The organism is Dyadobacter sp. UC 10 (assembly GCF_008369915.1).
In the GTDB taxonomy this organism is placed as follows: domain Bacteria; phylum Bacteroidota; class Bacteroidia; order Cytophagales; family Spirosomataceae; genus Dyadobacter.
Genome location: NZ_VSRN01000001.1, coordinates 4,084,891 through 4,099,135, shown reverse-complemented (window position 1 = coordinate 4,099,135; position 14,245 = coordinate 4,084,891). Strand labels below are relative to the sequence as shown.

The 14,245-nt window shown below is 46.4% G+C and carries 14 protein-coding genes; 13 read left to right on the top strand and 1 reads right to left on the bottom strand.

Going from position 1 to position 14,245, the window contains the following annotated elements:
- Positions 1-130: 130 nt before the first annotated feature.
- The 9 genes from FXO21_RS17045 (at position 131) to cobA (ending at position 9,884) form a co-directional block, all read left to right on the top strand.
- A complete protein-coding gene (locus FXO21_RS17045) occupies positions 131-1,273 on the top strand; it encodes a TSUP family transporter (RefSeq protein ID WP_225865725.1) in 1,143 nt (380 codons plus the stop codon).
- A gap of 167 nt (positions 1,274-1,440) precedes the next feature.
- The gene (locus tag FXO21_RS17040) at positions 1,441-2,628 is read left to right on the top strand and encodes a trans-sulfuration enzyme family protein (protein ID WP_149641206.1); all 1,188 of its coding nucleotides are present in this window, start codon (positions 1,441-1,443) and stop codon (positions 2,626-2,628) included.
- A gap of 23 nt (positions 2,629-2,651) precedes the next feature.
- Positions 2,652-2,987, top strand: a complete 336-nt coding sequence (locus tag FXO21_RS17035; RefSeq protein ID WP_149641205.1) for a UPF0175 family protein — start codon at positions 2,652-2,654, stop codon at positions 2,985-2,987.
- Between the two features lie 120 nt (positions 2,988-3,107).
- Positions 3,108-3,431 (top strand): PIN domain-containing protein, encoded by a 324-nt coding sequence (locus tag FXO21_RS17030; RefSeq protein ID WP_149641204.1) that lies wholly within the window; start codon positions 3,108-3,110, stop codon positions 3,429-3,431.
- Between the two features lie 8 nt (positions 3,432-3,439).
- Positions 3,440-4,144 carry a phosphoadenylyl-sulfate reductase gene (locus tag FXO21_RS17025; RefSeq protein ID WP_149641203.1) on the top strand — a complete coding sequence of 235 codons (705 nt, stop codon included), beginning with the start codon at positions 3,440-3,442 and terminating at the stop codon, positions 4,142-4,144.
- A 154-nt stretch (positions 4,145-4,298) separates the two neighbouring features.
- Entirely contained in the window at positions 4,299-5,240 is a 942-nt protein-coding gene (gene cysD / locus FXO21_RS17020) for a sulfate adenylyltransferase subunit CysD (protein WP_149641202.1), read from the top strand.
- A 92-nt stretch (positions 5,241-5,332) separates the two neighbouring features.
- Positions 5,333-6,577, top strand: coding sequence for a sulfate adenylyltransferase subunit 1 (locus tag FXO21_RS17015; RefSeq protein ID WP_149641201.1), 1,245 nt, complete (start codon positions 5,333-5,335; stop codon positions 6,575-6,577).
- 172 nt (positions 6,578-6,749) lie between these two features.
- Entirely contained in the window at positions 6,750-8,978 is a 2,229-nt protein-coding gene (locus tag FXO21_RS17010; RefSeq protein WP_149641200.1) for a HEPN domain-containing protein, read from the top strand.
- A 135-nt stretch (positions 8,979-9,113) separates the two neighbouring features.
- Positions 9,114-9,884, top strand: a complete 771-nt coding sequence (gene cobA, locus FXO21_RS17005) for a uroporphyrinogen-III C-methyltransferase (RefSeq protein ID WP_149641199.1) — start codon at positions 9,114-9,116, stop codon at positions 9,882-9,884.
- Here the strand turns inward: cobA and FXO21_RS17000 are convergent.
- Entirely contained in the window at positions 9,881-10,228 is a 348-nt protein-coding gene (locus FXO21_RS17000; RefSeq protein ID WP_409014756.1) for a hypothetical protein, read from the bottom strand. The genes cobA and FXO21_RS17000 overlap by 4 nt on opposite strands.
- Before the next feature lie 132 nt (positions 10,229-10,360).
- Here FXO21_RS17000 and FXO21_RS16995 point away from each other — a divergent pair, with 132 nt between their 5' ends.
- From FXO21_RS16995 to FXO21_RS16980, 4 genes are all read left to right on the top strand, one after another.
- The gene (locus FXO21_RS16995; protein ID WP_192579231.1) at positions 10,361-11,224 is read left to right on the top strand and encodes a lysophospholipid acyltransferase family protein; all 864 of its coding nucleotides are present in this window, start codon (positions 10,361-10,363) and stop codon (positions 11,222-11,224) included.
- 88 nt (positions 11,225-11,312) lie between these two features.
- Positions 11,313-12,242 (top strand): lysophospholipid acyltransferase family protein, encoded by a 930-nt coding sequence (locus FXO21_RS16990; RefSeq protein WP_149641196.1) that lies wholly within the window; start codon positions 11,313-11,315, stop codon positions 12,240-12,242.
- Positions 12,235-13,221, top strand: a complete 987-nt coding sequence (locus FXO21_RS16985) for a glycosyltransferase family 9 protein (RefSeq protein ID WP_149641195.1) — start codon at positions 12,235-12,237, stop codon at positions 13,219-13,221. Before FXO21_RS16990 ends, FXO21_RS16985 begins: the two co-directional genes overlap by 8 nt.
- 45 nt (positions 13,222-13,266) lie before the next feature.
- A complete protein-coding gene (locus FXO21_RS16980; RefSeq protein ID WP_149641194.1) occupies positions 13,267-14,178 on the top strand; it encodes a carbon-nitrogen hydrolase in 912 nt (303 codons plus the stop codon).
- Positions 14,179-14,245: the final 67 nt, after the last annotated feature.

Sequence of the window (14,245 nt, the reverse complement as noted above, 5' to 3'; positions counted from 1 at the left end):
GATATGTGCTCTCCCTGTTCCTTTGAATTTTAATAATTAGACTTTAACTTTGCCACCCTAAATTACTCTACCAGAATAGTATACTTAATAGACTTTGAAGGAAGCGGCGGATTTAACACCCTCATCGGATATGAGCTCAGCAAACGACTGGGAATCTCTTCACGTAGCGTACATTGCTAGCGGAAATCCGGACGAAGACAGGCGACTGGCAGCGCTGGCCAGGGAAAAGGGACAGGTAGTTTATCTTCGCGACTTACCGGAAGAATCTGATGTCCGGTTCAACAGTACTGCCACAATTCCCGCAGCAATTTCTGAAAACAGAGCTTCGAAAAATCATACAAAGACACCGCTTACCTGGGAAACCATCCAGCAGAAAGTATGGGCTGCCACGATCAGGAAAAGAAGCCGGACGGAAGTAGCCGTTAATATTTTTTCTGCCATTGCGCTGATGATCGTCGGTCACCTGATCTTCACATTCTTCACCTACGACCGTCTCACGATCCTCTGGAACGAGCTCGAACTGAATGAAAATTTCTTCTACTATGTTTTGGGCGGCTTTGTGGCCCAGATGATCGACGGGGCCCTGGGTATGGCTTATGGGGTTACAGCAGCCACTTTTTTGCTCACCCTGGGTGTGCCTCCATCTGCCGTTAGCGCGAGTGTGCATAGTTCTGAGATATTCACAAGTGGTGTTTCGGGATACATGCACCTGAAATTCGGAAATGTCAACAGCAAGCTTTTCAAGAAGATTTTGTTCCCCGGTGTGCTGGGCGCAATTACCGGCGCTTATTTGTTGTCTTCCCTTGAACAATATATTTATATTATTAAACCATTAGTCGCCGTATATACGCTAATCCTGGGAATTCTTATCATACAGAAAGCGTTAAAAAAGCGGGTTGAGAAAAAGCCGATCCGGAAAATCGGCTGGCTTGCAATGGCAGGTGGGACGCTTGATTCGATAGGAGGCGGTGGCTGGGGGCCGATTGTAACTTCCACGCTGATCGCCCGGGGACGTCACCCGAAATATACCATTGGCTCGGTAAACCTGGCTGAATTTTTTGTGTCGCTGGCGAGCTCGATCACCTTTATCAGTATCATCGGATTTTCGCACTGGCAGGTAGTTTTGGGATTGATTTTGGGAGGAATGGTAGCCGCCCCTATCGCCGCAAACCTCTCACGCCGCCTGCCGATTAAAACGATGATGATCATGGTCGGAACAATCGTCGTTATTGTGAGCATCAGGATTATTTATATGGTTTTGACGGACTTGTAGGTGTTAGCGATTAGCTGTTAGCCGTTAGCTATTGGCTGTGGACGCTTCGGGGGTTTGTTTTGAGTTGAACAACGATACTACGAGATTTATATATTACTGAAATAAAAAAGGCCAAAAGCCGATAGCTAAAACCTAATTGCTAAAAGCCAAAAGCCAACAGCCTGCAAATGAAAAAACAAACCAAAGCAATACGGACCCAAACGAGCAAAACAAAGTATCGTGAGCATTCCACACCCCTGTTTCTGACCAGCAGCTTTACATTCGAGAGCGCTGAGCAAGGGAAGGCGCTTTTCGAAGAAACTGAGGCCGGAAATATATACAGCCGGTTTTCCAATCCGAGTGTACAGGAATTTGTAGACAAAGTCTGCATTCTTGAAGACTGCGAAGATGGTGTGGCTACTGCTACCGGAATGGCGGCGGTATTTGCGAGTATGGCGGCTTTGTTGAAAACGGGCGACCACATCGTGGCTTGTCGCGCATTGTTTGGTTCTGCGCATCAGGTTATTACTCAGATTTTGAGCAAATGGGGTATTACCCACACTTACCTGGACGCCGATGCATCGGAGGCGGATTGGGAAGCGGCGGTTCAGCCTAATACCCGGATGATTTACCTGGAAACGCCTTCTAATCCGGGCCTCGACCTCGTTGATCTTGCGATGATCGGGCGCATTTGCAAAAAACACAATATCATTTTTAATGTAGATAATTGCTTTGCATCACCCGCATTGCAAACTCCTGCCGACTATGGCGCGGATTTGGTTTTGCATTCAGCAACCAAGTTCATGGATGGTCAGGGACGTGTTTTGGGCGGTGTAGTTGTCGGTAAAAAAGAATATATCAAAGAGTTACGATTTTTCTGTCGCCAGACGGGACCATCTATGTCTCCGTTCAATGCGTGGGTTTTGAGCAAAAGTCTTGAAACCCTGAACCTCAGGATGGAAAAGCACGCGTCGAATGCATTACAGCTCGCGCAAGCCCTGGAAAAGCATCCTGACGTGAAACAGGTTAAGTATCCATTTCTGGCCTCTCACCCACAACACGAGCTGGCAAAACAGCAGATGAAAGCAGGCGGGGCAGTCGTGACGATTGAGCTGGAAGGCGGCTTTGAAAGAGTAGCTGCTTTTATGGATGCATTGGAAATCGCATCACTGTCGTCGAACCTGGGAGATACACGTACTATTGTGACCAATCCGAATACCACAACCCACGCAAAACTGAAGCCCGAGGAGAAAAAAGCGCTGGGTATTACCGAAGGTTTGATCCGAATTTCAGTGGGATTGGAAGACATCGAAGACCTCATCGAGGATTTCACGCACGCCGTGGAAGTGTCGGTGAAAAGTGATATATTGGAGTAGTAATCCATTTAAACAACTACATAATGCACACTGTAACAATTGAAATACCGGATGAATTGAGCAATAAGGAAGTCTCGCTTTCTATTGCCAGGCAACTGTATGAAAAAGACCTGGTATCTGCCGAGCAGGCTGCAAAATTGGCCGGTATGGAGGAGAAAGAATTTATTGCAAACGAGTTGCAGAAAGATCGGGCCGAATCCTGGTCTAAGATTAAATACAGGACTGCGGAGGAAGCTTTGCAAGAGCAGATCAAGAGACAAGGCTATACCGGTTTGAATAAAAAAGAAATGGATCGATTGAGGGACGAACTGGACATTCAGGAGCCACTTGAGCTACTCCTCTCGCAATTGACGAAATGAAGTATGTACTTGATACAAACATCATTTTAACCTATTTCAGAAAGCATTCCTCCTGGTACCGGATTGAAGAGACTTTCGGAATTTTTGAATCGGGAACACAAGTGATGATTCCCGCACCTAATAATAGGTGAATTGCGATCTCTTGCTATTCAGAATGGCTGGGGAAACCTGAAAATTGCTAAACTGGAAAAATTAATTACGCAATTTATTCCACTTTTTGACTTGACTGATGACATCGTAAATCGTTATGCCGAAATCGACGCATTCAGTCAGGGAAGGTTATCGGATAAAAAGCTGGATTGTTCAGCGAGAAATATGGGAAAAAATGATCTTTGGATTGCGGCGGTGGCGAGTACGCTAAACGCGACGCTGATTACCACCGACGGTGATTTCGATCATTTGAACAACCGGTTTCTCAATGTTGCCCGATTTGATTTGATATAAATTACACCATGAACGAAGCAATAATTTCATCTTTAAACGCCGCTATCGAAGGCAAAAACGAAACCGAATCACTCGCGATTCTGGCTGACCTTTTTCCTGGCGAAGTAGTGTTTTCAACCAGCCTGGGATACGAAGATCAGGTTATTTCAGACCTCATTTTAAAGAATAACCTGAACGTGAGTATTTTCACGCTGGACACTGGCCGGCTTTTCAGCGAGACTTATATGACGCTGCAAAAGACAAACAACCGGTACGACACCAAGATCAAAGTTTACTATCCGCAAACGCAGGCCGTAGAAGAACTTGTGAGCACCAAGGGCCCGCTTAGTTTTTACGATTCAGTTGAAAACAGAAAAGAATGCTGCTTCATCCGCAAAGTCGAGCCTTTGAACCGTGCATTGAATGGTGCGAAAATATGGGTAACGGGCATTCGCGCTAAGCAGTCCGGCAACCGCCACGATATGCCAAGATTGGAATGGGACGAAGCGCACCAGCTGGTGAAATTCCACCCTATTTTGCACTGGTCTTTTGAAGAAGTGAAAACTTATGTTAAGTCCAACGGTATTCCTTACAATCCATTACACGATAAAGGATTTGTAAGCATAGGCTGCGCTCCCTGTACACGGGCGATCCAGGAAGGCGAAGATTTCCGTGCCGGCCGCTGGTGGTGGGAAGATGAATCGAAGAAAGAATGCGGGTTGCATGCGAAATAGCTTTTGGCTTTTAGCTTTTAGCTTTTAGCTTTTAGCTTTTAGCGACAAGCTTTTCAGCGTTAATTAAGTGCATATAAAATATAAAAAGGCTGACAGCTAATAGCTAACCGCTAATAGCCAAAGCAACATTAATCTCGAAAGAAAAATAACAACCATGTCAATTTCAGTCAATGAGGCTTCGGTAGGTGCGGAAAAGAAAGCTCCGGATTATCTGGATCAGCTTGAAGCAGAAGCCATTTACATTATGCGCGAGGTAGCGGGACAGTTTGAGCGTCCGGCTTTGCTGTTTTCCGGTGGGAAGGATTCAATTACGCTGGTACATCTGGCGAGAAAGGCGTTTGCACCCGGCAAAATCCCTTTTCCGCTCGTACATGTGGATACAGGGCATAATTTTATCGAAGCAATCGAATACCGCGACAAGCTTGCCGAGCAAATCGGCGCAAAACTTGTGGTGAGATATGTGGAAGACACGATCAAAGCCAAAGGGCTGAAAGAGCAAACCGGCAAAAATGCAAGTCGTAACTGGCTGCAAACCTTCACCTTGCTGGATACTATCGAAGAATTTGAATTTGACGCATGCATTGGCGGCGCCCGCCGCGACGAAGAAAAGGCGCGTGCAAAAGAGCGTATCTTTTCGTTCCGCGACGAATTTGGTCAGTGGGACCCGAAACGCCAGCGGCCGGAGCTTTGGAATTTGTTTAACGGACGAATTCAAAAAGGCGAAAACGTACGCGTTTTCCCAATCTCTAACTGGACTGAACTGGACGTTTGGGCTTACCTGAAAAGAGAGGGTATCGAATTGCCTTCCATCTATTTCGCCCACGAAAGAGAGCTGATTTTGCGTGATGGAAAATTGCTGAACCATACTCCCGTGATTGAAAGTGACCCTGAGGATCAGATTGTGACGCGCCAGGTCCGTTTCAGAACTGTGGGCGATATGACCTGTACTGCGGCTGTTGAGTCGAGTGCAGCTACTTTAGACGAAGTGATAGCCGAAATCACGATTTCAAGGATCAGCGAACGCGGCGAAACCCGCATCGACGACCAGCAGACAGAAGCTGCGATGGAAGATCGTAAAAAGGGGGGGTATTTTTGATAGAGTTAGAAGTTCAGGAGTTTATGAGTTCAAAGTAAACACTCATAAACAGTACTCATAGACTTTAAACTCATAGACTTAAACTTACAAAAGTGGATTTACTAAGATTTATAACAGCAGGTTCGGTTGACGACGGAAAAAGTACTTTGATCGGTCGCTTGCTTTTTGACACAAAAAATATCCTGGCCGACCAGATGGAGGCCATCGAAAGAGCCAGCAAAAGCCGTAATACGGGAGAGATTGACCTTGCATTGCTAACCGACGGCTTACGTTCGGAGCGCGAGCAGGGAATTACGATTGATGTGGCCTATAAATATTTCCAGACACCAAACCGCAAATTCATCAGTATTGATGCACCAGGGCATATTCAGTATACCAGAAATATGGTTACCGGCGCTTCTAATGCAGATCTGGCAATCATTCTGGTAGATGCGCGCCATGGTGTGGTTGAACAAACACGCAGGCACTCATTGATCGCTTCCATGCTTGGAATACCTCATGTGATTGTGGCAATCAATAAAATGGACCTGGTCGGCAACTCGGAGGATGCTTTTCTTCAGATCGCTAAATCATACCAGGAACTTGCGCAGAAACTGAATATCAAAGACCTGACGATCATTCCGGTAAGTGCATTGAACGGGGACAACATTGTTGAGAGATCGGCGAATATGAGCTGGTACACCGGCGAAACGCTGCTTTCTGTTTTGGAAAATGTGAACGTACTGAAAGATCAGAACCTGGAAGACGGACGTTTTGCGGTGCAATATGTGATACGCCCTCAAACTGACGAGTTGCACGACTACCGCGGCTATGCGGGAAGGGTACAAAGCGGCAGCTTCAAAAAAGGCGACCTGATCAAAGTATTGCCTTCGGAACAGGAATCTAAAATCGCTAAAATAGAATTTGGCGGAAACGAAATAGAGGAAGCCTCTGTTTTAGAATCTGTAACGATATTGTTGGAAGATGATATCGATATCAGCCGCGGAGATACGATTGTTTCTTTGAATAATTCCCCGATCGTAAGCCAGGACATTGAAGCGCTGGTTTGCTGGATGGATGATAGAAAAACGCTGAAAGCAGGCAATAAATACGTGCTACAACACGGTACCGCGAGGTCGCGTTGTTCAGTCCGGGATATTGAATATCAGATCGATATCAATTCATATGAAAGATTGGATGAAGTGGAGAGCCTGAAACTTAACGACGTGGCCAGGATCGTTCTCAGAACGGCCCAGCCAATTGCATACGATCCCTATCAGAAAAACCGCGCAAACGGCGCAGCAATCCTGATCGACGAAACTTCGAATGTTACTGTGGGCGCCTGCATGATTGAGTAATGCCGGCGCAAGCCAGTGTCGGTGTTTTCAACGGCACCCTAACTGAAAATGTTGGTGACAACACCAACATTGGCCTAGGTGACAACACCAACATTGGCGTAGGTAACAACACCAACATTGGCCCTTAAAATATACTATCCCGATAGACGATTAGATTACCAGAAATATCACCATGAGCGAAATAATCATTTCTGACAAAGTATCCGCCGTTGCAAAGCGTGATATCGTTGATTTAAATCAAAAAATCAATGCATTTAATACGGGCGCGACGCCGGAGGAAGTCTTCCGGAAATTCCGTCTGACACGTGGCGTTTACGGTCAGCGCCAGCCGGGAGTGCAGATGATCCGTATCAAATTACCTTACGGACGCATTACAGCCGACCAGCTTGTGCGCATTGCTGATACTTCCGACAAATTCGCTACCGGAAACCTGCACGCTACGACACGTCAGGATATTCAGTTGCACTTTGTAAAACTTTCCGACTCGCCACAATTGTGGGCTGACCTGGAAGATGCGGGAATCACGCTGAAAGAAGCTTGCGGAAATACGATTCGTAACGTAACAGCGTCGTCTATCGCAGGTATTGATCCTGATGAACCTTTCGACGTGACACCGATCACGCATTCAATATTCACTTATTTCCTTCGCAATCCGATCAATCAGGATATGGGACGGAAATTCAAAATTGCGGTCTCGTCTTCCGAAAAAGACACTGCGCTCGCATTTATCCACGATGTGGGCCTGATCGCGAAAATGGGCGTGAATGCAGCAGGAGAGACTGTAAAAGGGTATAAAGTGTTGATTGGCGGCGGCTTAGGCGCGCAGCCTTTCTCGGCACAAACTGCATTTGAATTCCTTGAAGAAAAGGATGTAATACCATTTATAGAAGCATTATTACGTGTTTTTGATCGCTACGGAGAGCGGGTTCGCCGCCACAAAGCGCGGATGAAATTTCTTTTGAACGATCTTGGTCTGGAAGAAATGCTGGCGAAAGTGGAGGAAGAGCGTACTGCGGTTAAAAACAAGGTATTCGAAATTCCTGACGACCTGTTTGGTACGAAAGAAGTTGAATCCGTAATCTACGCCGATCGCGCCTCATTGAGTGAGGCGGACATTTTAAAGATTGCAGCTGAAAGCATTGATTCAGATAAGCTTGATACTTTCACAAAATGGCTGAGAACCAACACTTTCGAACAAAAACAAAAAGGCTGGCACGCAGTTCAGCTTCGCGTTTTATTGGGTGATATGCACTCGGATATTGCCCGCAGTCTGGCAAATGTGGTGCACCAATATGCGGCGGATGATATCCGCGTAACCGTAAATCAGGGTTACCTGCTCCGTTTTGTAAAAGGGGAAGACCTGGTTGCTATTTATCACGAACTTGCCAAACTTGGATTGGCTGCTCCCGGATTTGACAGCACGATGGACATTACGACCTGTCCGGGAACGGATACTTGTAACCTGGCGATTTCTAGCAGCTACGGAATCACCCGCGTACTTGAAGATGTAATGCGCGACGAATTTCCGGAAATGATTTACAATCAGGATATTAAGATCAAAATAAGCGGCTGCATGAACGGTTGCGGACAACATAATGCTTGTAATATCGGTTTCCACGGCAGCTCTATCAAGAACGGCAAACTGGTTCTTCCTGCGTTGCAGGTCCTGCTGGGCGGTGGTTTTTCAGGCGATGGTGTCGGTTTGATCGGGGACAAAGTAATTAAAGTACCGACCAAGCGCGGACCGGAAGTATTGCGTACGCTTTTCAATGATTTTGAGGCCAATGCATATGATGGCGAGTATTATAACCAATACTACCAGCGCCAGACTAAAAACTATTTCTTTCAACTATTGAAACCCCTCGCCGACTTGTCAACCGTGCAGGACGACGATTACCGCGACTGGGACCACGACGAACTGTTCAAAACCGAGATCGGTGTGGGCGAATGTGCAAGTGTGATGATCGATCTTGTCGCTACCACGATTACGGAAGGTCAGGAGAAATTGAATCTTGCCAAAGAAAATTTCGAATCGGGCGTTTGGGCGGATGCAATTTATCACGCTTATAATGTTTTGATTACCGGTGCGAAAGGTCTGCTGATGACCAAAGATGTCAATACCAACACACAATATGGTATTGTCAACGATTTTGAAACACATTTCGGACAGGATTTTGAATATGAGACCCCTGCGGAATTCCTGCTCCCTGAAAAAGCCGAAACACCTTTTAAATCGCTGGTTTTCAGTATTAATAAATTTGAACCAACCGAAGCATTTGCTACCTACTTCATAGGTACGGCAGGTAAGTTTCTTGATTTTGTCCGCAACACACGCGAGACACAATTAGCGGAAACTGGAGAACCAGCATTGCAGGAGCTCTCATTCGGAAAAGATAGTTAGGATTTGGCTGTTAGCTGTTAGCTATTAGCGGTTGGCTTAAAGCTGTTAGCCCAAGTATTAAGGTTAACCGCATTAGGCCGATAGCTAATAGCCAATAGCCAACAGCTAAAGGCTACCAGCCAACAGCTAAACTACATGAAACTCACATTAATCGGTGCAGGGCCCGGCGATCCGGACCTGATCACCTTAAAGGGCATCAAGGCTTTACAGAAGGCTAAAGTTGTGCTTTACGATTCCCTTGCCCACCCCGCTCTACTGGACTATTGCCCTGAGGATTGCGTTAAAATTCTTGTTGGCAAACGCTTTGGAAAAACCAGTTGCGGACAGGATGAAATCAACGATCTGATCGTCGAAAAAGCCAGACAATATGGCGAAGTGGTGCGTTTGAAAGGCGGCGATTCATTTATATTCGGTCGCGGCTATGAAGAGGTGATTTTCGCTGCCGGTTTCGGCATTGAATATGAGGTTATCCCCGGCATTTCCAGCAGTTACGCAGTGCCCGCTCTTGCAGGAATCCCCCTCACTTCCAGAGGAATAAGCGAAAGTTTTTGGGTAATTACCGGCACTACGAGAGCGCACCAACTCTCCAGAGACCTGCACCTCGCGGCACAGTCTTCTGCCACGGTCGTCATTCTGATGGGCTTGCATAAGCTGGAAGAAATTGTTTTAATGTATTCAGAGCTCGATAAGATGGACGAGCCTATCGCCATTATTCAAAACGGTACGCTCGAAAATCAAAAGGTGGTAACGGGAAAGATCAGCAATATTCTGCCGCTCTCGAAAGTGAGCGACATTGGCTCTCCCGCTATTATGATAATTGGAAAAGTTTCGGCACTACCGGATCTTTCACTTCAAAAAGTAACGGAGATCATGCAGGGAAATTCTGTTGCGGGGCTGGGAGATTAAAGCATTCTCAAAAACCAGCTGATGTCTAAAATTTTGCCTTTCTGGTAAAATTCCAGAAAATAAATAATCCCCGCCAGAATCAGATAACTCACGAACAGCCACTTTTTCTTGACTTCATACTGGTCGTGGTGATGTACATAATCATATACCATGGAAGCGGTGAATCCAAAGATCATCAGTGCAAAGGATAGCAGCCCGCAGTCCTGACGGTAATGCATATATGTATGCAATGCAGGCGCGCCCAGTACCAGGTACATCAGCCACATTCCAAACCCCATGCGGTACAGGTAAACACTCAGACGCCGATCATTCTTGATATCAAATAATCCTTCCAGCATGTTCATGCAATTGTTTGAAAGAGTGAATTTAAGAAAAATAGTAGACAAATGCCAACGTGTACTTACACATAGTATAACCCTGCTAACGTGTGTTTTGTCTCGATGAAACAACCCTTTTCTAAACTTCTGTTTGTCCTATTGAATCAAATTTCCAGGCTTTCATGGGAAAATGCATTCCGCCTTTCGGACTTTTTATGCTGGTCGGTTTTCCGGGTGGTCAAGTACAGGAAAAAAGTGATTTTCGAAAATCTCAGGAACAGTTTTCCTGAGAAAAGCGAGGCGGAGCTGCATTGCATAGCGCACGACTTCTATCGCCACTTCACAGATCTCATCGTTGAAACGATCAAATTCCGCACCGCTACACCACAGTGCGTGCGTGAAAGGATCGAAGGGGACATTGGTATGATGGAAAAATACTACGACAGCAAAACCAATATCATTTATCTGATGGGGCACCGGGGAAACTGGGAACTTGCCAACCTTTTTTCATCCCTCTGCTTCACCCACGAATGCATTGTGGTATACAGGCCGCTACAAAATCAGGCGTCCGATCAGTGGTTTCATGAACTCCGGACGCGCTTTGGCGCCAAGTTGGTTTCCATGGATAATATTTTCAAAGAACTACAAAAACCACGGGACAAACCGTATGTAGTGGTACTGGCAAATGACCAGTCGCCTAATCCTAAAACGGCGTTCTGGACCCAATTCCTGCACCAGGAAACGGGCGTTTTCCGGGGAGTGGAAACAATCGCGAGGCGTTATAATCTAACCGTATTATATGCAGATTTCAGTAAGGTGGCCAACAAGCGCGGCTACTATCATGTAGAAATATGCACGATCACGGACAAACCCAAAGAAGTACCCAACAATGCGATCCTCGAAACTCAGCTGCGCATCCTGCAAAGAGATATCGAAAACCAGCCGCATAATTGGCTGTGGAGCCATAGGCGATGGAAGCACAAAAGGCCCGAAATACTGAAACCAGAACAGCTACTTCGTTAGGGGACGGTTAATAGCAGGCCTTATTGAGGTCCGACCGGAACTATTTCTTTTTCAGAATTGCTATTTTTGAAGGAAAGAATTTATAGTAATGAAAACGTTGACCACCAGGCTGCTGCTGTTACTTCTTACAGCGATTTCCCGGCTCTCCTGGAAAAATTTATACAGACTTTCTGATACTTTCCGATACCTGATTTTTAACGTCGGCAAATATCGAAAAGCTGTTATCGTCGCTAACCTCCGGAATAGCTTCCCCTCCTATTCCGACGACCGGATCAGACAGATTGCTAGCGATTACTACCAGAATTTCACGGATATAATTTTTGAAACCATCAAAATGATCACCAGCCCCAAATCCGACCTGTTGGAAAGATTTGATTTGGAAATGGATTTGCTCAATTATTATTATGAACAAAAGCAAAACCTTGTGATCATGGCTGGTCACCTGGGAAACTGGGAAATGCTTAACCTGGTGGCTTCCGCCAAACTATCCTATCAGATCATCGTTGTTTACCATGAACTCGCCAACGATACTTTCGACGACTGGTTCCGCGGCTTCCGTACGCGATTCGGAACTGAAATGGTACCGATGAAAAATGCCATCTCCAAAGCACTCGAACCCCGTGACAAGCCTTTTTTATTTGTATTGATCAACGACCAGTCGCCCGTGCCGGACAAAGCTTACTGGACCCATTTCTTGCATCAGGACACCGGATTTTTCCGGGGAGGCGAACTGATCGCGCGTCGGTTGAATGCACCTGTGCTTTATATGGGTATATTTAAGGATCGGATCAGGAGGGGTTTCTATCGGGCGTATTTCCGGCTGATCACTGAGAACCCCAGACTGGAACCGACCAATGCGATCCTGCAAAGTCAGATCGAACAATTGGAAGCAGATATCATGGCGCAGCCCGATAACTGGTTGTGGAGCCACCGTCGCTGGAAGCATCGACGGCCGGCGGACCGGCGGCCGCCAAATCTGTTTCCTAACCAGCAACGTCAAACCACAAGAAGTGAGTAAACCGGTAAAATTCCTGATCCTCCGTTTTTCATCCATAGGCGATATCGTGCTGACGACGCCGGTGATCAGGTGCCTCAAACAACAGCACCCTCAGGCCGAGATCCATTATTTTACCAAAAGCAAATTTGAATTCCTGCTGCTCGACAACCCTTACGTCGACAGGATCTGGCTGCTGGAAAAAAATACAAAAGAGCTGCTCAGGCAGCTAAAAAAGGAGCAGTTTGACTACATTATCGACCTCCACACCAATATCCGCACATTAAGGATCAAATTCGCATTGCGCGTTCCTTCGTTCAGTTTCGACAAACTAAATGTGCTGAAATGGCTGATCACCCAATTTAAAATAGATTACCTGCCTGATATCCATATCGTTGACCGGTATATGGAAACTGTTTCATCATTCGGGATTACGAATGACGGGCAGGGCCTCGATTATTTTATTCCCTACAAAGACAATGTAGAACCGGACTGGCTGCCGCCCACGCACCGCGATACATTTGTGGCATATGCGATCGGCGGGCAGCATAATACCAAGAAATTACCCGTGGAGCGAATGATCGAGCTTTGCAAGAAAATCAACTATCCCGTTGTATTATTGGGCGGAAAGGAAGATTTTGAGAATGGGGAAATCATCCGGAATGCAATCGGAGACACGCTGATATTGAATACTTGCGGAAAGTATAATTTCAACCAGTCGGCATCGCTGATCAAACGGGCCGTCATCGTATTTTCCCACGATACGGGGTTGATGCACGTTGCTGCCGCTTTTAAGAAAAAAGTATATTCAATCTGGGGAAATACTGTTCCGGAATTTGGGATGTATCCCTATAAAACAGCTTTTGAAGTACTGGAAAGGCCCGATCTGGGCTGTCGGCCGTGTTCGAAAATCGGCTACAAAGCCTGCCCCAAAAAGCATTTCAAATGTATGAACGAGATATCCTTCTCTTTCCCTGTTAAAGAACTCCCGCCGGAAAATTAGTGTTACACTTCCTGATCAATCCAGGGTAATCCACAAACTAAATTCATGACAAAAAAAGTAAACGTAGGTTTGGTACAAATGAGCTGTACCGCTGATGTTGAAGCCAACTTTCAAAAAGCAACGGTCAAAATCCGCGAGGCTGCTCAAAAAGGTGCGAATATTATCTGCCTTCAGGAGCTTTTCAAATCCCTCTATTTCTGCGATGTGGAAGACCACGGCAATTTTGCCCTGGCCGAACCGATTCCGGGCCCTTCTACTAACCAGTTGAGTGCTTTGGCGAAGGAGCTCGGCGTGGTAATCATCGCTTCATTGTTTGAAAAACGCGCGCATGGATTATATCATAATACCACAGCAGTCCTGGATGCCGACGGAGCTTACCTGGGCAAATATCGCAAAATGCATATCCCCGACGATCCGGGCTATTACGAGAAATTTTATTTTACGCCCGGTGACGCTTCTTCGGGCGACCCCCAGGGAGAGGCGGGCGATCGCGACGGTTACCGGATATTTGAAACAAAATTTGCGAAGATCGGTGTGCTGATATGCTGGGACCAATGGTACCCGGAAGCTGCGCGGATTACTAGCCTGATGGGCGCCGAAATCCTTTTTTACCCGACAGCGATCGGCTGGGATACCAATGAAACCGATCCGGACACCAATGAGGAACAATACGGAGCCTGGCAAACGATCCAGCGTGGCCACGCAGTTGCGAACGGCGTTTATGTAGTTTCCGTCAACCGCGTGGGGCGCGAGGCTGATCAGCAGTTCTGGGGTGGTTCCTTTATTGCGAACCCGCACGGAAAGCTCCTCTACCTAGCTCCGCATGAAGGAGAAGTTACACATGTAGAAGAGCTTGATCTGGAAAGACTCGACCATTACCGCACGACCTGGCCGTTTTTAAGAGACAGAAGGATTGATTCATACCGGCCGATATTGAAAAGATATATTGACGCATAAAATAGATTGAAATATAATTATTCCCATTCACAGAAAAGTGAGCCCGAGATCGGAGGCTCACTTTTTT